The organism is Streptomyces sp. NPDC058257 (genome assembly GCF_042881845.1).
GTDB lineage: Bacteria > Actinomycetota > Actinomycetes > Streptomycetales > Streptomycetaceae > Streptomyces.
This window is the reverse complement of the sequence record NZ_JBHVXJ010000004.1, coordinates 105,151-124,872: the sequence shown is the minus strand read 5'-3', so window position 1 is coordinate 124,872 and position 19,722 is coordinate 105,151. Positions and strand designations below refer to the sequence as shown.

At 70.1% G+C, this 19,722-nt stretch carries 15 protein-coding genes, 1 tRNA gene and 1 riboswitch; of the genes, 13 read left to right on the top strand and 3 right to left on the bottom strand.

Annotated elements, in window-relative coordinates; genetic code table 11:
• The first annotated feature begins 43 nt into the window (after positions 1-43).
• The 11 genes from ACFVXC_RS13050 to ACFVXC_RS13000 all read left to right on the top strand — a co-directional run bounded on the left by ACFVXC_RS13050 (position 44) and on the right by ACFVXC_RS13000 (position 12,561).
• Positions 44-709 carry a SurA N-terminal domain-containing protein gene (locus ACFVXC_RS13050; RefSeq protein ID WP_389904678.1) on the top strand — a complete coding sequence of 222 codons (666 nt, stop codon included), beginning with the start codon at positions 44-46 and terminating at the stop codon, positions 707-709.
• A 46-nt stretch (positions 710-755) separates the two neighbouring features.
• Positions 756-1,841 (top strand): nucleoside triphosphate pyrophosphohydrolase, encoded by a 1,086-nt coding sequence (locus ACFVXC_RS13045; RefSeq protein ID WP_389904676.1) that lies wholly within the window; start codon positions 756-758, stop codon positions 1,839-1,841.
• Between the two features lie 10 nt (positions 1,842-1,851).
• Positions 1,852-3,192, top strand: coding sequence for a cytochrome P450 (locus ACFVXC_RS13040; RefSeq protein WP_389904674.1), 1,341 nt, complete (start codon positions 1,852-1,854; stop codon positions 3,190-3,192).
• A gap of 136 nt (positions 3,193-3,328) precedes the next feature.
• Entirely contained in the window at positions 3,329-4,345 is a 1,017-nt protein-coding gene (locus ACFVXC_RS13035; protein ID WP_389904671.1) for a transglycosylase family protein, read from the top strand.
• Positions 4,346-4,526: 181 nt separating this feature from the next.
• Positions 4,527-4,719, top strand: a riboswitch (cyclic di-AMP (ydaO/yuaA leader).
• 3 nt (positions 4,720-4,722) lie between these two features.
• Entirely contained in the window at positions 4,723-5,442 is a 720-nt protein-coding gene (locus tag ACFVXC_RS13030; protein WP_389904668.1) for a transglycosylase family protein, read from the top strand.
• Between the two features lie 297 nt (positions 5,443-5,739).
• Entirely contained in the window at positions 5,740-7,026 is a 1,287-nt protein-coding gene (gene eno, locus ACFVXC_RS13025) for a phosphopyruvate hydratase (RefSeq protein WP_389904666.1), read from the top strand.
• 154 nt (positions 7,027-7,180) lie between these two features.
• Complete coding sequence (locus ACFVXC_RS13020) at positions 7,181-7,660, top strand: septum formation initiator family protein (protein ID WP_389904664.1); 480 nt, start codon at positions 7,181-7,183, stop codon at positions 7,658-7,660.
• A gap of 53 nt (positions 7,661-7,713) precedes the next feature.
• Positions 7,714-8,241, top strand: a complete 528-nt coding sequence (locus ACFVXC_RS13015; RefSeq protein ID WP_389904661.1) for a DUF501 domain-containing protein — start codon at positions 7,714-7,716, stop codon at positions 8,239-8,241.
• 87 nt (positions 8,242-8,328) lie between these two features.
• Positions 8,329-9,255, top strand: coding sequence for an exopolyphosphatase (locus tag ACFVXC_RS13010; protein WP_389904660.1), 927 nt, complete (start codon positions 8,329-8,331; stop codon positions 9,253-9,255).
• A 398-nt stretch (positions 9,256-9,653) separates the two neighbouring features.
• A complete protein-coding gene (locus tag ACFVXC_RS13005) occupies positions 9,654-11,054 on the top strand; it encodes an NAD(P)/FAD-dependent oxidoreductase (RefSeq protein WP_389904658.1) in 1,401 nt (466 codons plus the stop codon).
• 202 nt (positions 11,055-11,256) lie between these two features.
• Positions 11,257-12,561: a class I SAM-dependent methyltransferase gene (locus ACFVXC_RS13000; RefSeq protein ID WP_389904656.1), complete on the top strand. Its 1,305-nt coding sequence runs from the start codon at positions 11,257-11,259 to the stop codon at positions 12,559-12,561.
• A 76-nt stretch (positions 12,562-12,637) separates the two neighbouring features.
• Here the strand turns inward: ACFVXC_RS13000 and ACFVXC_RS12995 are convergent, their stop codons facing one another.
• Both ACFVXC_RS12995 and ACFVXC_RS12990 read right to left on the bottom strand, forming a co-directional pair.
• The gene (locus ACFVXC_RS12995; RefSeq protein WP_389904654.1) at positions 12,638-15,172 is read right to left on the bottom strand and encodes an ABC transporter permease; all 2,535 of its coding nucleotides are present in this window, start codon (positions 15,170-15,172) and stop codon (positions 12,638-12,640) included.
• Between the two features lie 111 nt (positions 15,173-15,283).
• Positions 15,284-16,054 carry an ABC transporter ATP-binding protein gene (locus ACFVXC_RS12990; RefSeq protein ID WP_389904652.1) on the bottom strand — a complete coding sequence of 257 codons (771 nt, stop codon included), beginning with the start codon at positions 16,052-16,054 and terminating at the stop codon, positions 15,284-15,286.
• A gap of 388 nt (positions 16,055-16,442) precedes the next feature.
• On the opposite strand from ACFVXC_RS12990, the gene ACFVXC_RS12985 reads away from it, so the two are divergent.
• A tRNA-Leu gene (locus ACFVXC_RS12985) sits at positions 16,443-16,525 on the top strand.
• A 111-nt stretch (positions 16,526-16,636) separates the two neighbouring features.
• Here ACFVXC_RS12985 and ACFVXC_RS12980 read toward each other — a convergent pair.
• Complete coding sequence (locus tag ACFVXC_RS12980; RefSeq protein ID WP_389904650.1) at positions 16,637-18,289, bottom strand: IclR family transcriptional regulator C-terminal domain-containing protein; 1,653 nt, start codon at positions 18,287-18,289, stop codon at positions 16,637-16,639.
• Between the two features lie 174 nt (positions 18,290-18,463).
• Here ACFVXC_RS12980 and ACFVXC_RS12975 point away from each other — a divergent pair, with 174 nt between their 5' ends.
• Positions 18,464-19,642: a 4-hydroxybenzoate 3-monooxygenase gene (locus ACFVXC_RS12975; protein WP_389904649.1), complete on the top strand. Its 1,179-nt coding sequence runs from the start codon at positions 18,464-18,466 to the stop codon at positions 19,640-19,642.
• Positions 19,643-19,722: the final 80 nt, after the last annotated feature.

Below are 19,722 nucleotides of genomic sequence, written 5' to 3'. Positions count from 1 at the left end.
CAAGACTTTGTGCACCGCCGCACAATCTCCTCGGGAGGCTCACTTGCACCGCCGCCGTCGCACCGCGCTCGTTCTCTCCGCCGCAGCCGTCGCCGCGGCTCCCCTCCTCACCGCCTGCGGCAGCGAGGCCCATCCGGGCGCCGCCGCTGTCGTGGGCGACGACCGGATCACGGTCGCGCAGCTGGAGAGCCGGGTGAACGAGGTGCGCGACGCGCAGCGCGCCGCGATCCCGGACGAGCAGCAGTACGAGCAGGCCATCGCCAAGACCGGCGGCCTCACCCGCAGCACGCTGCACACGATGGTCCTGGACAAGGTGCTGCACCAGGCGGCGGCCGACGCGGGCGTCGCGGTCTCACGCCGCGAGATCCAGACGATGGAGGCCGGCCTGAAACAGCAGGCGGGCAGCAAGAAGGCCCTCGAACAGGGCTGGCTCCAGCAGTACAGCGTCGCCCCGTCCCGCCTCACCGAGAGCTTCCGTACGGAGATCGAGGCCCAGAAGCTGGCGAAGGTCATCGGCGCGGACATGAACGCCCCGGAGGGCCAGGCGGTCTTCTGGAAGGAGCTCTCCAAGGCCTCCAAGAAGCTGGACGTGGACCTGAACCCCAGGTACGGCAGGTGGGACGTGGAGAAGAGCAAGCGCGCGGACGCCAGGACGCCGTGGGTGCGCGAGGTGTCCGGGAACGGCGAGGCACGGCCCGAGCAGGCGTAACGGCCTCGGGAACGGGGCTGTCGGCGCCGTGGGTTACGTTCGACGGGTGACGAACGAAACCACGCCCCCGGCCGACGCCCCCGGCCGCGTCATCCTCCTCACCACCAGCCACCGGGTGGCCCCCGGCCTCCTCTCCTGGCCCGCGTGGCAGGCCCTGCACGCGGCCGACGAGGTCCTGTGCGCCGACGCCACGCACCCTCAGCTGCCCTATCTGCGTGAGGCGGGCGTCGTGGTGGACCAGGCCTCGCCCACGGCCCAGGAACTGGTGGCGGCGTGCGCGGGCGACCGCACGGTCCTGATCGTCGCCACGGCCGAGGGCGACCGCGCCCTGACGGACGGCCTGGCGAGGCTCGCGGGCTCCGGCCGCCTCTCGATGCCGGACCTGGAACTGCTCCCGGCGTCGTACGACCTGCCGGGCGCGCGCCTCCTCGACCTGGTCCAGGTCATGGACCGGATCCGGGTCGAGTGCCCGTGGTCGTCCCGGCAGACGCACAAGGGCCTGGCGAAGTACGCGATCGAGGAGGCGTACGAACTGGTCGAGGCGATCGAGGAGGGCGACAGGGAGGAACTGCGCGAGGAGCTCGGCGACGTCCTGCTCCAGGTGGTCTTCCACTCCCGCATCGCGGAGGAGGACGAAGAGTCCCCGTTCTCCGTGGACGACGTGGCGGGCACGATCGTCGACAAGCTGATCCACCGCCACCCGCACGTATTCGGCGACGACTCGGCGGAAACCCCCGAGGACGTGAAGGCGCACTGGCTCCGCACGAAGGCGCAGGAGAAGCAGCGCTCATCGGTCACGGAGGGCGTCCCCCTGGGCCAGCCGGGCCTGGCACTGGCATCGAAGCTGGCCGCACGGGCACGGACGGCGGGCCTGAAGGTAGCGACACCCTCGGGCGAAGGCGTCGGCTACGAACTCCTGGCACTCGCCCTGCGGGCCGAGGCACAGGGTGTGGACCCGGAGGCGGCGCTGCGGGTCGCCGCGCGGGCCTATCGGGATGCGGTGCTTGTCGCGGAGGCGGATTCCGGCCGCCGTCCAGCCCGTCCGGCGTCTGAGGACGAACTCGGCGGAGCCGGTGACGACGGTACGCAAGGCGCCGGGCCGGAGGAAGAAAGCCCCCCGTACGCCGGATAGCGTCGACCCCATGCAAGACCAGCCGCCCGTCCCCGCAGCCTGCCCCGCAGGGGCCCCCGCGCCCGAGGTCCAGGGGCCAGACCCCGCCCAGGGGCCAGAGCTCTTCACCTGGGAGTTCGCCACCGACCCCTATCCCGCCTACGCCTGGCTGCGCGAGCACGCCCCCGTGCACAAGACCCGGCTTCCCAGTGGTGTGGAGGCCTGGCTCGTCACGCGGTACGTCGATGCCAAGCAGGCGCTCGCCGATCCGAGGCTCAGCAAGAATCCGGCCCATCACGGTGAGCCCGCGCACGCGAAGGGCAAGACCGGGATCCCGGGCGAGCGCAGTGCGAACCTCATGACGCATCTGCTCAACATCGACCCGCCGGACCACACCCGCCTCCGCCGCCTCGTCTCCAAGGCCTTCACGCCCCGCCGCGTCGCCGAATTCGCGCCACGGGTGCAGGAGTTGACGGACCGTCTCATCGATCAGTTCATCGAGAAGGGGGAGGCCGACCTCATTCACGACTTCGCCTTCCCGCTCCCCATCTACGCCATCTGCGACCTGCTGGGGGTGCCCCGCGAGGACCAGGACGACTTCCGTGACTGGGCGGGGATGATGATCCGCCACGGGGGAGGCCCCAGGGGAGGGGTCGCCCGGTCCGTGAAGAAGATGCGCGGCTACCTCGCCGAACTGATCCACCGCAAGCGCCTCGAACCCGGTGACGACCTCATCTCGGGGCTCATCCGCGCCTCCGACCACGGCGAGCACCTCACGGAGAACGAGGCCGCCGCTATGGCCTTTATTCTGCTTTTCGCTGGTTTTGAGACGACCGTGAACCTCATCGGCAACGGCGCCTACGCCCTCCTCACCCACCCCGAACAGCGCGAGCGGCTCCAGGGCTCCCTGGGGGGCGGCGACACCGGTCTCCTGGACACCGGACTCGAGGAGCTCCTCCGCTTCGACGGACCCGTCGAACTCGCCACCTGGCGGTTCGCCACCGAGCGGCTGACCGTAGGAGGGGAGGACATCGCCGAGGGCGATCCCGTGCTCGTCGTCCTCGCCGCCGCCGATCGTGACCCGGAACGCTTCGACCGACCGGACACGCTCGACCTCTCCCGCCGCGACAACCAACACCTCGGCTACGGCCATGGCATTCATTACTGTCTCGGCGCACCGCTCGCCCGGCTCGAAGGGCGGACGGCCCTCGCGACGCTTCTGACGCGCCTTCCTGACCTGCGACTCGCGGCGGAACCTGACGATTTGAGATGGCGTGGCGGACTCATCATGCGTGGACTCCGCACGCTGCCCGTGGAGTTCGCGCCCGCACAGCGGAGCAAATATCAGGCATCTGAAACGCCGTCCAGCTGACAGGCCGTCAAGACTGTGACTTTCACGTGATCTCCGCTGCATCGACTTGTGACAAGCGTTCGACTCCCGCTACGTTCACCGACGACTCGGCCTCCCGTGCCGCAGTCGTCGCTCCAGTCACGCGAAAGGCAACCGCATGCTCTCCGGCAATGGTCGTCACCGACGCCCCCGCCAGGCCCCGGCCCTGATCGTCGCGGCAGGAGTCGCAGGATCGGCCATCGCCATCCCGCTGCTCGGCGCCACCAGCGCGAGCGCGGCGGACGCCGCCACGTGGGACAAGCTCGCGGAGTGCGAGAGCGGCGGATCCTGGAGCGCGGACGCGGACAACGGGTACTTCGGCGGGCTCCAGTTGTCGCAGCGGGTCTGGGAGGACCACGGCGGCCTCGACTTCGCGCCGAGCGCCGATCAGGCCAGCCGTTCGCAGCAGATATCCGTGGCCGAGAAGGTTCTCGACGACCAGGGGACCAAGGCCTGGCCGAGTTGCGCGCCGGTCGCGGGGCTCACTCAGGACGGCGCCGCCGCCGACGTCGACCCCGGCGCTCCGATCACGACGACGCCTTCCGACGGGGCGACGGAGTCGGCCGAACCCGGCGAGTCGGCTGACCCGGATGAGCCGAGCGGGTCGCCGAGCGGGTCGGCCGACCCCTCGGGCGGCGCCACGTCTTCGGACGAGCCCTCGGGCGAGTCCTCCAAGAAGCCTTCCGGTGAGTCCGGTGAGTCCGGCAAGTCCGGCAAGTCCGGCAAGTCCGGAGCCGACGACGGGGCGCGAGACAAGAATCACGACGAGTCGGGCGATTCGGGTGATTCCGGCGGCTCGGGCAAGTCCGGGCAGGGCGATGAGACTTCGCCGGCCCCCACCCCCACCACCGGCGGGGGCGAAGGCCGCCACCGCGGCGACAGCGCGGGCGGCAAGCCGTCCGGCGACGACTCCCGCGAGGGCTCGGGACGGCACGCCTCCCGTGGTGACGAGCGTCAGCGGGACGGCGCGGACGGGACGTACACGGTCCGCTCCGGGGACAACCTCTGGGCCATCGCCGACGACCTCGACGTGAAGGGCGGGTGGACCGAGCTGTACGCGGAGAACGAGAAGGCCGTCGGCTCCGACCCCGATCTCATCCTTCCCGGTCAGAGCCTCGATTTGGGCGAAAAGTAAGGGAAGTTGGCGACTTGCTTTGCGCCTGATGTCCGGATTGGTGCAAGTGAGAGATGGGTCTCAGAAGCCCTGATCGTCTTTGGAATTCGACCGGTCCCATGCCTACGGTCGTGACCGCTCGCCACAGCGGGCCCCGCCGGTCGGTACGCCGAGTCCTGCCAACGGCCGTTCGGGAACAGTCGTCGCGTAAGCGCCGTAGGCAGGAGCGGGGGAACCAAGGTTTCCGCCGGGCCCGGCCGTTCAGCATCGCGAGAGCGAGGCGGAAGAACGGACGGGAACGGCTAGGGGTTAAGTCGCGCTCAAGGAAGCGCGGCCGGGCAACTTCATCGGCCCGAACCCGACAGCTCACCTCGCAGGCGTCGGTGAGGGGATCACTCATGCTGTTTTCCAGCAAGGGCAAGCACCGCCGCCCGTCCAAGGCCACCCGTGTCGCCACGCTCGCCGGCGTCACCGGTGTCGCGGTCGCGGCCCCGCTGATGGCGGCCGGCTCGGCCTCCGCGGCGACGGACTCCGAGTGGGACGCCGTCGCCCAGTGCGAGTCCGGCGGCAACTGGTCGATCAACACCGGCAACGGCTTCACGGGCGGCCTGCAGTTCTCGTCGTCCACCTGGGCCGCGTACGGCGGTACGAAGTACGCGTCCAGCGCCGACCAGGCCTCCAAGGCCCAGCAGATAGAGATCGGCGAGAAGGTCCTCGCGGGTCAGGGCAAGGGTGCCTGGCCGAGCTGCGGCGTCGGCCTCTCGGGCGCCTCCAACGAGGGTGGCGGTGCGCAGGAGAGCGCCCCGCAGCAGACCCAGGAGCAGCCCAAGAACGAGCCCAGCGCCCAGACCGAGCAGCCGCAGCAGGCCGCTCCGAAGACCGAGGCGCCCAAGACCGAGGCTCCGAAGACCGAGTCCAAGAAGACCGTCGAGACCCCGACCGGCAAGACGGTCAAGAAGGGCGACGGCGAGTACAAGGTCAAGAAGGGTGACACCCTCTCCAAGATCGCCGAGGCGAAGGACGTCAAGGGCGGCTGGCACAAGGTGTACAAGCTCAACGGCGACATCATCGACAACGCCGACATGATCTTCCCGGGTCAGCAGCTGCACCTCAGCTAGTCCTGGCGGAGCGCCTGCGGGGCTTGTCTTCCTCCGCGGGCGCTTCGTGGTCGCCCGCGCGGTCGCCCGCGCGGTTCTCCGCGCCCTTTCGGGCGCTGCTCTCCCCGCCCCGGTGCGCGTATCCCCCGTACGCACCGGGGCGGGGTCGTTGCCCCTCCACGTTTTGTTCCGTTCGGAAACATTTTGCTCTCGGTTTGTCCACCGGGCGGTCGCTCGGCTCGCTCTTGTCCGGGAGCCGGTTAGGCTCGTGTCCGCGAGGCCAACGCCCCGCGTACCCGCGTCACATCCCAGAAGGAGATGCTCGTGCCGTCCATCGACGTCGTCGTAGCCCGGGAAATCCTGGACTCCCGAGGCAACCCCACGGTCGAGGTCGAGGTCGGCCTCGACGACGGCAGCACGGGTCGTGCCGCCGTTCCGTCCGGTGCGTCCACCGGTGCTTTCGAGGCCATCGAACTCCGTGACGGTGACCCCAACCGTTACCAGGGCAAGGGCGTGGAGAAGGCCGTCCTCGCCGTCATCGAGCAGATCGGCCCGGAGCTCGTCGGGTACGACGCGACCGAGCAGCGCCTGATCGACCAGGCGATGTTCGACCTCGACGCCACCGACAACAAGGGCTCGCTCGGCGCCAACGCCATCCTCGGCGTCTCGCTCGCCGTCGCGCACGCCGCGTCGGAGGCCTCCGACCTCCCGCTCTTCCGCTACCTCGGCGGCCCGAACGCGCACCTGCTGCCCGTTCCGATGATGAACATCCTGAACGGCGGGTCGCACGCCGACTCGAACGTCGACATCCAGGAGTTCATGATCGCGCCGATCGGCGCCGAGTCGTTCTCCGAGGCCCTGCGCTGGGGCACCGAGGTCTACCACACGCTGAAGAAGGTCCTGAAGGACAAGGGCCTCTCCACCGGCCTGGGCGACGAGGGCGGCTTCGCCCCGAACCTGGACTCGAACCGCGCCGCGCTCGACCTCATCCTCGAGGCCATCAAGCAGGCCGGTTACGTCCCCGGCGAGCAGATCGGCCTCGCGCTCGACGTCGCCGCGTCCGAGTTCTACAAGGACGGCAAGTACGACTTCGAGGGCAAGTCCCGCTCGGCCGCCGAGATGACCGAGTACTACGAGGAGCTCGTCGCCTCGTACCCGCTCGTCTCCATCGAGGACCCGCTGTTCGAGGACGACTGGGCCGGCTGGAACGCCATCACCGAGAAGCTCGGCGAGAAGGTCCAGCTCGTGGGCGACGACCTGTTCGTCACCAACCCCGAGCGCCTGGCCCGTGGCATCGAGGAGAAGTCGGCCAACGCCCTCCTGGTGAAGGTCAACCAGATCGGCTCGCTGACCGAGACCCTCGACGCCGTCGAGATGGCCCAGCGCAGCGGCTTCAAGTGCATGATGTCGCACCGCTCCGGCGAGACCGAGGACGTCACCATCGCCGACCTCGCCGTCGCCACCAACTGCGGCCAGATCAAGACCGGCGCCCCGGCCCGCTCCGAGCGCGTCGCCAAGTACAACCAGCTGCTCCGCATCGAGGAGATCCTGGACGACGCCGCGGTCTACGCGGGCCGTTCGGCGTTCCCCCGCTTCAAGGGCTGAACCGGCTGAACCGGCTGAACCGGCAGAGTCGGCTGGACCCGCCGAGTCGGCTGGACCCGCCGGGCTCCGGCTCCGCTGAGTAGTTACGTACGTCCCCGTACTCGGTCCCGTACCGTGTGCGGGGACGTACGTACGTATCGGGGAGGCGGCACACATGGCCGTGAAGGACCGCGACCGGTTCTCCACCGCGACCAGGCTGCGGCTGCTCGGCGAGCAGACCGCGGAGCGTGTCTACCGCTCCCAGACGAAGCGTCAGGCGCGCCGCTCCCGGCTCACGGGACGCGCCGCGCTCCTCGCGCTCGTCCTCTGCTCGCTGGTCGTCGCGCTCGCCTACCCGATAAGGCAGTACGTCTCGCAGCGCGCGGAGATCGCCGATCAGCGCCGCGAGCAGGCCGAGCACCGCGAGAACGTCGAGAAGCTGAAGGACGAGAAGGCCCGCTGGCGGGACGATGCGTTCGCGGAGCAGCGTGTCCGGGAGCGGCTGCACTATGTGATGCCGGGCGAGACCGGCTACACGGTGATCGGCCCCGGGGCGGCGAAGGCGCAGCGCACCGACCAGGGGGCGGCCGCCAGGCCCTGGTACTCGAACGTCTGGGACGGCGTCGACAAGGCCGACCGCCCCGACGACGACTGACTTCTCTCACCAATACCCGCTACCTCTCGTAGCGAACCGATCGAAAGACAGGCATGGAAACGCCCCCGCCGACCACTCCGCGCACCGAGCCCACCGACGCCGACGTCGAGGCCTTCAAGCAGCAGCTCGGCCGTCCGCCGCGCGGCCTGCGGGCCATCGCCCACCGCTGCCCCTGCGGGCAGCCGGACGTCGTCGAGACGGCGCCGCGCCTGCCGGACGGGACGCCGTTCCCGACGACGTACTACCTGACGTGCCCGCGGGCCGCTTCCGCGATCGGCACCCTTGAGGCCAACGGCGTCATGAAGGAGATGTCGGAGCGGCTGAAGACGGACCCCGAGCTGGCGGCCGCGTACCGCGCGGCGCACGAGGACTACATCGCGCGCCGTGACGCCATCGAGGTCCTGGAGGGCTTCCCGAGCGCGGGTGGCATGCCCGACCGGGTGAAGTGCCTGCACGTCCTGGTCGGCCACTCGCTGGCCGCCGGCCCCGGGGTGAACCCGCTGGGCGACGAGGCGATCGCGATGCTCCCGCAGTGGTGGCGCAAGGGCGCGTGCGTTTCGACGGCCGAGGAACAGGGCTGAGCCCGCCGCCGCGTCGCGGCGGACTTGTTCCCCACCCACCCGCCCTGCTTCGGGGCTGAGCCCCCATCCGGGGACAGGAGAGCGTGCATGACTCGCGTCGCAGCGATCGACTGCGGTACCAACTCCATCCGGCTGCTCGTCGCGGACGCCGATCCCGCGACCGGCGAGCTGGTCGACCTGGACCGGCGGATGACGATCGTCCGCCTGGGCCAGGGCGTCGACAAGACGGGCCGCCTCGCCCCCGAGGCACTCGACCGCACCTTCGCGGCCTGCCGCGAGTACGCCGAGATCATCAAGGAGCACGGCGCCGAGCGCCTCCGCTTCGTGGCGACCTCCGCGTCCCGCGACGCCGAGAACCGCGACGACTTCGTCCGCGGGGTCCTGGACATCCTCGGTGTCGAGCCGGAGGTCATCAGCGGTGACCAGGAGGCCGAGTTCTCCTTCACGGGTGCGACGAAGGAGCTGACGGGCAGCGACCACCTCGCCAAGCCCTACCTCGTCGTGGACATCGGCGGCGGCTCCACGGAGTTCGTCGTCGGCGACGACGGGGTCGGTGCCGCCCGCTCGGTGGACGTCGGCTGCGTACGCCTCACGGAGCGGCACATCCGCACGGACCCGCCCGCGCCCGCCGAACTCGACGCGGTGCGCGCGGACATCGGGGCCGCGCTCGACCTTGCGGAGCGGACGGTGCCGATCGGCGATGCCCGCACCCTGGTCGGCCTCGCGGGTTCGGTGACCACGGTGGCCGCGATCGCGCTCGGCCTCGACGCGTACGACTCCGAGGCGATCCACCACTCCCGTATCTCCTACGAGCAGGTCGCCGAGATCGTCGGCCGCCTGACCCGCTCCACGCACGACGAGCGCGCCGCGATCCCGGTGATGCATCCGGGGCGGGTGGACGTCATCGCGGCGGGCGCGCTGGTACTCCTGTCGATCATGGACCGGACCGGGGCCGGGGAGGTCGTCGTCAGTGAGCACGACATCCTCGACGGCATCGGCTGGTCGATCGCCTGAGCGCGTGATGTAGCGTCTGAGCGGCTGGTGGAGGGGTCGGAAGGCCCCTCGGCGACGGGCTGTCGGGAAAGTTCGTGAAGTTCTTCACAAGGAAATCGGCTCGGTTGGCCGATGTTCAGGGGTTCCGGCCCCCCAAAAGTGTCCTCTGAGGGCCGCGCGACCCATGACAGTGAAGGTTCGCCAGTGTGTCCGGTGTGTGAACCGGGTGAGTGGTCCACCGGGCTCGGAAGGCGAGAGCGGCAGCTCACAAGGGGTGCACAACGTCTCGGGTAATCCCGTGGTTCCCCTGGGGCGCTATGGCCTGTGTCACGTGGGCGGCGAAGTGTAGCAGAGGGTCTACCCATGCTTGTGAAGGGGCGCACGAGCGACCCCCCTCGGGCAGGTGGATACTCGATGGCATGAGCACCACGGAGCGTCCCAGGATCCTCGTAGTAGGCGGTGGGTACGTAGGCCTGTACGCAGCTCGGCGCATCCTCAAGAAGATGCGCTACGGAGAGGCGACCGTCACGGTCGTCGACCCCCGGTCGTACATGACCTACCAGCCCTTCCTCCCCGAAGCCGCAGCCGGCAGCATTTCGCCTCGGCACGTCGTCGTCCCGCTGCGACGCGTGCTGCCCAAGGCGGAAGTTCTGACCGGGCGGGTCACCACCATCGATCAGGACCGCAAGGTCGCCACGGTCGCCCCCCTCGTGGGCGAGGCGTACGAGCTGCCTTTCGACTACCTGATCATCGCGATGGGCGCGGTCTCCCGCACCTTCCCGATCCCCGGCCTCGCCGAGCAGGGCATCGGCATGAAGGGCATCGAGGAGGCCATCGGCCTGCGCAACCACGTCCTCGAGCAGCTGGACAAGGCTGACTCCACGACGGACGAAGAGGTCCGCCGCAAGGCGCTGACCTTCGTCTTCGTCGGCGGTGGCTTCGCTGGTGCGGAGACCATCGGTGAGGTCGAGGACATGGCCCGCGACGCGGCCAAGTACTACAACAACGTGAAGCGCGAGGACATGCGCTTCGTGCTCGTGGACGTCGCGGACAAGATCCTCCCCGAGGTCGGCCCGAAGCTCGGCCAGTACGGCAAGGAGCACCTTGAGGGCCGCGGTGTCGAGGTCTACCTCAAGACCGGCATGGACTCCTGCGTGGACGGCCACGTGGTGCTCAACAACGGCCTCGAGGTCGACTCCAGCACCATCGTGTGGACCGCCGGTGTGAAGCCGAACCCGGCGCTCGCCCGCTTCGGTCTGCCGCTCGGCCCCCGTGGTCACGTGGACACCCAGACGACCCTCCAGGTCCAGGGCACCGACTACATCTGGGCCGCGGGCGACAACGCCCAGGTGCCGGACATGGTCGGCCGCAAGGCGGGCAACGAGAACGCCTGGTGCCCGCCGAACGCCCAGCACGCGCTGCGTCAGTCCAAGGTCCTCGGCGACAACGTGATCTCCGGCATGCGGGGCTTCCCGCAGAAGGAGTACAGCCACGCCAACAAGGGTGCGGTCGCCGGTCTGGGTCTGCACAAGGGCGTCGCGATGATCGTCATGGGCAAGATGAAGATCAAGCTCAAGGGCCGTCTGGCCTGGTACATGCACCGCGCGTACCACGGCATGGCGATGCCGACGTTCAACCGCAAGATCCGTGTCTTCGCCGACTGGACGCTCGCGGTCTTCCTCAAGCGTGAGGTCGTCTCGCTCGGCGCCATGGAGACTCCGCGCGAGGAGTTCTACGAGGCCGCCAAGCCTGCGCCCAAGCCCGCTGCCAAGGCTGAGCCGCCGGTCGCTCCCGTCGAGGAGAAGGCCAAGGCCTCCTGACCTCGGGTCACTGATCAGCCCCGAAGGGGCCGCCCGCCATCCGTGGTGCGGGCGGCCCCTTCGGGTTTTTCCGGCCCGCATGCATGGCTGTTACATGTATTTTGCCGATCCGTGACGCGGCAACGGGACTGCGCAAGCGCCCGGTTGGTGTTTACGTGGTGTTGAACCTATCCGGGATTTCCGTGTCACGGAGGTGTGCACCATGCCCGATGCCGCACTGCGGCTGAAGAACCTTGCCGAACAATTGCTGGGAGCCCCGCTCCCCGTACGCATTCGTGCCTGGGACGGTTCCGAAGCAGGCCCGCCGGGTGGCCCCACCCTCGTCGTCCGCAATCGCCGTGCCCTGCGCCGGCTGATGTGGAAGCCGGGCGAACTGGGACTTGCCCGCGCCTGGGTGGCCGGGGACCTGGACGTCGAGGGCGATCTGTACGCGGTGCTCGACCGGCTCGCCGAGTTCATCTGGGAGCGCGACGAGGACGCGAAGAACCTCAGGGAGTCCCTGCGCGACCCGAAGTTCCGCGCCGCGGCCCGCTCCCTGATCGGCCTCGCCGCGCCCTTCCTGCCGCCGCCCCCGCCGCAGGAGGAGATGCGCGGGCGGGGCAGGCTCCATCTGCACACCAAGGGCAGCGACCGGCAGGCCATCAGCCACCACTACGACGTGGGCAACGACTTCTACGAGCTGGTGCTCGGCCCCTCGATGGTCTACTCGTGCGCCTACTGGGGGGCCGATGAAGAGGCGGCCTTCACCCTGGAGGACGCCCAGCGCGACAAGCTGGAGCTCATCGCCCGCAAGCTCGCCCTGAAGCCCGGCATGCGGCTGCTCGACGTCGGCTGCGGCTGGGGCTCCATGGCCATCCACGCGGCGCGCGAGCACGGCGTCACCGTCGTCGGCGTCACGCTCTCCCAGGAGCAGGCCGCGTACGCCAGGAAGCGCATCGCGGAGGAGGGCCTGACCGACCGGGTCGAGATCCGCGTCCAGGACTACCGTGACGTGCGTGACGGCCCGTACGACGCCATATCCTCCATCGGCATGGCCGAACATGTCGGCGCCGAGCAGTACTTGGAGTACGCACACGCCCTGCACGCCCTCCTTGAGCCGGGCGGCAGGCTCCTCAACCACCAGATCGCCCGCCGGCCACAGGCCGACGAGTCGACGTACACGGTGGACGAATTCATCGACGCCTATGTCTTCCCCGGCGGCGAGCTCGCTCCCGTCGGCTCGACCGTCGGGCTCCTGGAGCGCGCCGGGTTCGAGGTGCGCGACGTGGAGGCGATCCGCGAGCACTACGCCCTCACGCTGCGCCGCTGGGTCGCCAACCTGGAGGCCCGCTGGAAGGAGGGCCAGCGGCTCACGTCGCCGGGCCGCGCCCGCATCTGGCGCCTCTACATGGCGGCGTCCGCGCTCGCCTTCGAGCGCAACCACATCGGCGTCAACCAGGTGCTCGCGGTGAAGACCCCGGAGGCCGGCACCTCCGGAATGCCGCTGCGGGCGCGCACCTGGCGGTAAGCGGCAGGCCGCGCATGGACAGGGCCCCGGACGGTGATCGTCCGGGGCCCTGTCCATGTGCGCGTACCGCCGAGTGCTACTCGGCCTTGATCGCCATCAGCGGATTCAGCCTGGCCGCGCTGCGGGCCGGCCACATGGCCGCGAGGACACCGACCAGGCCCGCGATCGCGAGGAAGATCACGATGCGTCCCGCCGGGATCTCCATGGTGTAGTTCGCCACCGAGTCGGCGACGCTGTTGCCCACGGCCCAGCCCATGAAGAGGCCGAGCCCGATGCCGAGCACCGCGCCGAACAGGGAGATGAGGATCGCCTCCAGGCGCACCATCTGCTTGACCTTCGCCCGGTCGAGGCCGATGGCCCGCATCATGCCGATCTCGTGCTTCCGCTCGAAGACCGACATGGCCAGGGTGTTGATGACACCGAGCACCGCGATCAGGATGGCCATCCCCAGGAGGCCGTAGAGCATGTTCAGGACCATGTTGATGGCGCCCCCGAACTCGTTGCTGATCGCGTCCTTGTCCTGGATCTTCAGCGCCGGGTTGTCGCCGAGGGCCTTGACGATGGCTTCCTCGCCCTTGGCGGAGGCGCCGCCCTTCATCTTCACCAGGACCTGCTCGTCGGTGATCTTGGACAGGTGCGGGTTCACGACGGCGAGCGGCGTGAACAGACCGTTGATCATCTCGTTCTGCTGGTAGACACCGGCGACCTTCAGCTTCGCCGTCTTCTCGTCGTCGAACTTCACCGGGACGGTGTCGCCCGCCTTGAGGCCCTGCTTGTCCGCGGTCTCCTTGTCGACCAGGGTGGAGTCGCCCTTGAGGTCCGCGAGCGAACCGCTGGTGAAGTCGAGGCTCGCGACCTTGCCGAAGGCCTTCTCGTCGACGCCGGACACCTGGGTGTACGAGCCGTCCACCTCGCCGTAGGCCGTGCGCAGCGGGCTGCTCGCCTCGACGTCCGGGAGCTTGGCCAGCTTCTCGCCGACCTCGGGGGCCAGCGCCTGGTAGTTCGCCATGGAGACCGTGTAGTCGGCCTTCAGGGAGCCCGCGGCCATCTTGTCGATGGCACTGCTCATGGAGGTCGCGATCACCGTCATCGCGGTGATCAGGGTCAGGCCGATCATCAGGGCCGAGGCCGTGGAGGCCGTGCGGCGCGGGTTGCGCACCGCGTTGAGGCGGGACAGCTTGCCCGTGACGCCGAACGGCTTCAGGAGCGGGGCCGACGCGGCGATGAACGGGCGCGACAGGAGCGGCGTGAGGACGATGACGCCGACCAGGATCACGGCGGCACCGGCGGCCATCACGTAGTTGTCGTCCATGAAGAGCAGGACCGTGCCGAGTGCGACGATGATCGAGCCGATGGTGTTGCGGACGACGAGCCCGCGCGTCGTCGGCGTCGCGTGGACGCTGTTCATCGCGGCGACCGGCGGGATCTTCGCGGCGCGGCGGCCCGGCAGCCAGGCGGCCAGCATGGTCACGAACACGCCGATGACCAGGGCGACGACGATGGTGGTCGGGGCGATGACGATCGGCCCGTCGGGCAGCGAGGCGCCCGCGGTGTTCATCACGGACTCAAGTCCCACGGCCACGCCGATGCCGAGCGCGAAGCCGGTCACGGCGGCCACCAGGCCCACGATGAACGCCTCGATGAGGACGGAGCGCGTCACCTGACGGCGCGAGGCGCCGACGGCGCGCATCAGGGCCAGTTCCTTGGTGCGCTGGGCGACCAGCATGGTGAAGGTGTTGGCGATGATGAAGATGCCGACGAACAGCGCGATACCGGCGAAGATCAGCAGGACCTGGCTCATCGAGCTGGTCTCGCGCTCGATCATCTCCGCCTGGTCGTCGGAGAGCTGCCCGCCGGTGACGGCGTCCGTGTCCTTCGGCAGGATCTTGTCGACCGAGCTCTTCAGTGCCGCCTCGGAGGTGCCCGCCGCGGCCTTCACGTCGATCTCGTCGTACTCGCTCTTGCCGAGGACCTTGTGCGCGGTGCCGTTGTCGAACACCACCAGGCTGCCGCCCGCCAGGACGCTGCCGTCCTCGGTGTCGAAGACGCCGCTGATCTTCGCCGTCCTCACCGGTCCGTCGGTGGAGTAGCGCAGGGAGTCGCCGACCTTGTAGCCGGTGCGCTCAGCCGTCTTCGAGTCCAGGGCGATGTCACCGGCGGACTTGGGGGCCGCGCCGTCGGTGAAGTCGTACCGGGGGTCCTTGCCGCCCTTGCCGGGGTAGTAGTTGGCGCCGGTGGTGCCCCAGTCCCCGCCGACGAGCTTGCCGTCCTTGTCGGCGACCGCGGTGAAGCCGCTGACTCCGCCGATCGCCGAGTCGGCGCCGGGCAGGTTCTGGGTCTTCTTCAGGAGGGCGTCGGTCAGGCGCGGCGGCTTCTTGGCGTCTTCTTCGTCGCTGCTCGGCCCGGAGAAGGAGGAGGAGCCCCCGTCGCCCTGGATGGCGACCGAGACGTGGTCGAAGCTCTTCGCAGACTTGTTCTTGTAGGCGTTGCCGAAGGTGTCGGTGAAGACCAGGGTGCCGGAGACGAAGGCGACGCCGAGCATGACGGCGAGCACGGTCATCAGCAGCCTGGCCTTGTGCGCGAGCACGTTGCGCAGGGCGGTACGGAACATGGGTGTGAGTCCTGGTGGGGGAGAGAGGGAGAGCGCCGAAGGGGCGCGGGGAACTGCGCGATCAGCCACGGCGTACCCGCGGGCGTGTACCCGCCGACGCCGTTCGGAGCGCTAGCTCGTACGGCCCTTGGCGTCGAAGTCCTTCATCCGGTCGAGGACACCGTCGGCGGTCGGGTCGAGCATCTCGTCGACGATCCGCCCGTCGGCGAGGAAGATCACGCGGTCCGCGTAGGCCGCGGCCACCGGGTCGTGGGTGACCATGACGACGGTCTGGCCGAGCTCGCGTACGGAGTTGCGCAGGAAGCCCAGGACCTCGGCGCCCGAGCGCGAGTCCAGGTTTCCGGTCGGCTCGTCGCCGAAGATGATGTCGGGCTGCGAGGCGAGCGCGCGGGCCACGGCGACGCGCTGCTGCTGGCCGCCGGAGAGCTCGGTGGGCCGGTGGGAGAGGCGCCCGGCCAGGCCGACCATGGAGATGACCTGCTCCAGCCACGCCTTGTCGGGCTTACGGCCCGCGATGTCCATCGGCAGCGTGATGTTCTCCAGGGCCGTCAGCGTCGGAAGGAGGTTGAAGGCCTGGAAGATGAAGCCGATCTTGTCCCGACGGAGCTTGGTGAGCTGCTTGTCCTTGAGGGTGGACAGCTCGGTCTCGCCGATCCGCACGGAGCCGCCGCTGAAGCTGTCGAGCCCCGCGACGCAGTGCATCAGGGTCGACTTGCCGGAGCCCGACGGGCCCATGATCGCGGTGAACTCGCCCTGCCGGAAGTCGACGGAGACATGGTCCAGGGCGACCACCTGGGTCTCGCCCTGTCCGTACACCTTGGAGAGGTCCGTGGCGCGGGCGGCCACTGCGGTGGTGCGGGCGGCGAAGTGGGTGGTGGTCACGGGGCGGTGCTCCTGTCGGGACGACGAGTGGGGACTGATTCCATCGTCGCTGCGGATTCGCGCCGTGTAGTCAGCCGCTGTTCCGGTTCCCATGGCCCTCTCGAGTCGGACCCGGGGCGCCGGAGTCATACCTGGGGATGACCCCGGCCCCGGAGACGAGTACCACCCGTCTGGGCGGCCGTGGACGTCGCGGGTGCGTCTAAATTCCGTCAATCCGTCCCGGAGGCCGTACAGGGGTGGAAGGGCCTGCGGCATGTACCGATGGGCCATACCGGTGGCTGATGCACCCTCAGACGTCAATAAAATAAGACAACATCGGGCTGTTGTTCCGCTGTTCGGGGGACGCCTCCCGATAGGGTCGAATCACTTGATGCGGAGCCCATGGCCTGCCCGGATGGTGGAATGCAGACACGGCGAGCTTAAACCTCGCTGCCCCTAGCGGGCGTGCCGGTTCAAGTCCGGCTCCGGGCACATCCGCCATCGCTCGCCGTACAGCGACGATCGCGTCCCCACGTCTCCCGGCGTACCCGCCTGATGGAACATCAGTTCTAGTGCCCCGCAACGGCTTTGGCCCGACGGGGTTCAGGGCAGCCGCACCGCTTGGAAGCGGGCCGCGATGTGCAGGTCGGCCTCGATCGCCGCCGCCGTCCCGCGCAGCGCGGGCAGCAGGGCGTCGCGGGTCTCGGCCAGCGGGCCCGTGCCCGCGTGCCGGGCGATATTGAGGGCGGCGACCACCTGGCCCGAGGCGTCCCTGACGGGCACCGCCACCGAGCGCAGCCCCTCTTCCAGCTCCTGGTCGGCGGTGGCGTAGCCGTCGGCGGCCGTGCGCTCCAGGATCCGCGCCAGCTCGCCCTGGTCCGTCACGGTCCGCCGGGTCAGGGCGCGCGGCGGAGCCTGGCGCAGCAGACGCTCCCGCTCCTGTTCCGGAAGCCCGGCGAGGAGGACCCGGCCCATGGCGGTGGCGTACGCGGGGAAGCGGGTGCCGAGGGTGATGCGGACGCTCATCACGCGGACGGTGGCCGCCCGTGCCACATAGAGGATGTCCGCGCCGTCCAGGACCGTCACCGAAGCCGACTGGTGCACCCGCTCGGTCAGCTCCCGCACGTGCGGCTCGGCGATCTCGGCGAAGGTGAGCCGGGACAGCGCCGCGTGCCCGAGCTCCAGGACGCGCGGCAGCGGGCGGTACAGGCGCCCGTCGTGGGCCGCGTACCCCGCGAGTTCCAGCGTGTGCAGGCAGCGCCGTGCGGTGGCCCTCGACAGGCCCGTGGCCGCGGCGAGCGCGGTCAGCGGCAGACCGTCGCCGCGGGCGTCGCCGAGCGCGCGCAGGACGGCGAGGCCCCGCGCAAGCGACTGAAGGAAGCCGGAGCCGAGCTCGGCCTTGGCGGCCACCGGGTCGGTCGCGCGCTCGGTCTCGAACGCGTGGCCGGGCGTGGGTGCGACGTCGGCGGGGGGCTCGGGGGCCCCGGCCGCCAGGCCCTCCAGCTCCCCGGCCTCCGCGCGCAGGCGCGGCAGCATCGCCTGGGCCAGGCCCTGTGCCGTGTGCCTGCTGGTGTGGCTCACCGCGGACAGGGCGTAGCGCGTCCTGCCCGCGGTGTCCCGTACGGGGACCGCGACCGCGATCAGGCCGGGCTCGATCAGCTGGTCGTCGAGGGCCCAGCCCGTCTGCCGTGAGCGGGCCACCCGGGCGGCGAGGTCCGGGATGTCCGCGGGCGCGGGCCCCGGAGGCAGCGCGGGGAAGCTGCTCCGCGCGGGTCCCGAGGCCACACGTGCCCGCCAGGCGGCCCACCGCTCCTCGTCCCAGGCGTCCGCGAACAGCGCGCCCGGGGCGCAGCGTTCGGGCGGCAGCAGGTCCCCGATGTGGAAGGCCACCGACATCGCGCGGCGCCGGGCGGCCTGCGTGACGAAGCGGACGCCGTCGCCGTCCGGCACCGCGAGGGACACCGACTCGTCGAGATCGTCCGCGAGCCGGGCCGTGCGCGCCGCGACCTCGCCGCTCAGCCCGCTCGCCGCGAGATAGGCGTTGCCGAGCTCCATCAGGCGGGGCGTGAGGCGGAGTTCCTGGCCGTGCTCGCGTACGTAGCCGAGGTGGACCAGGGTCGCCACGACCCGGTCCACCGTCGAGCGGGCCAGGCCGGTGGCGCGGACGAGGTCGCCCGCCCTGACCTGGTCGCCGACCGCGAGGGCGCGAAGCACCGCGAGGCCGCGCTCCAGGGGGCGTACGGACTCTTCGGACATGGCGCCGCTCCTCGCACGGGTGGAGAACGGGTGCCTCGAAAGTGGATGCCCCGCACCCGTTGACAGTCGCTGGGTCCGGTCGGAGACTCCCGTCAGCACATTATGAACGAAAGTTCACCAGGCGAACAAGCGGCCGGTGGGTGGTCGTCGTTCGGGAGCGAAGGGGATCCATCGATGCGCACCACCGTCGGAATCATCGGGGCCGGACCGGCGGGGCTGCTCCTCGCCCGCCTGCTGCACAACGCCGGTATCGATTCCGTCGTCCTGGAGACCCGGGACCGCGCCTACGTGGAGCAGCGCCAGCGCGCCGGGATCCTGGAACAGGGCACCGTCGACGTCCTGCGCGAGGCGGGCGCCGCCGCGCGCATGGACCGCATGGGCATCCCGCACGACGGCATCGAACTGCGCTTCGACCGCCGCAGGCACCGCGTCGACTTCCCCGCCCTGACCGGCGGCCGGTCCGTGATGGTCTACGCCCAGACCGAGGTCTGCAAGGACCTCATAGCCCTCCAGCTCGCCGCCGGGGGCCCGTTGCTCTTCGAGGCGGAGGCGCTCGCCGTCGAGGGCGCCGAGACCCGGAGCCCTCGCGTCCGCTTCCACCACCAGGGCCGCGAGGACGTCCTGGAGTGCGACTACGTGGTCGGCTGCGACGGCTCCTGGGGCGTGGCCCGCAAGGCCGTGCCCGCCGATGTCTCACGGCTCTTCGAGCGGACGTACCCCTTCGGCTGGCTCGGCGTCCTGGCCGACGTGCCGCCCTCGCACGACGAGTTGGTCTACGCCCGCCACGACCGGGGCTTCGCACTCCTCTCCATGAGATCGCCGACCGTCACGCGCGCGTACCTCCAGGTCCCGGCGGACACCGACGCCGCCGACTGGGGCGACGAGGAGATCTGGGACGAGCTCGACCGCCGCCTGGAGACCGACGACCCCGGCTGGACGCTGAAGCGCGGACCCATCACCTCCAAGTCCGTCACCCCCATGCGCAGTTACGTCCACGAACCCATGCGGCACGGACGCGTCTTCCTCGCCGGGGACGCCGCCCACATCGTCCCGCCCACCGGCGCCAAGGGCCTCAACCTCGCCGTCGGCGACGTCGTCACCTTCGCCCGCGCGCTCGTCGAACTCCGCGAGACGGGCTCCGAGGCCCGCCTTGAGGCGTACTCCGCGACCTGCCTGCGCCGCGTCTGGCAGGCCGAGCGCTTCTCGTACGCGATGACCACGATGCTGCACCGCGCCCCCGGGGCCACCGGATTCGACGACCGCATCCAGCTCGCCCAGCTGGACCGCGTCGCCACCGTGCGCTCGGCGGAGGCCGATCTCGCGGAGAGCTACACGGGCTTCCCGCTCGACTGAGCCCCACCTCTGCCCCCCACCAGACCTCCGTCCCCACACCAGGTCCCACAACGAAGTGAGAGCCCCGTGACCGCTCCCCA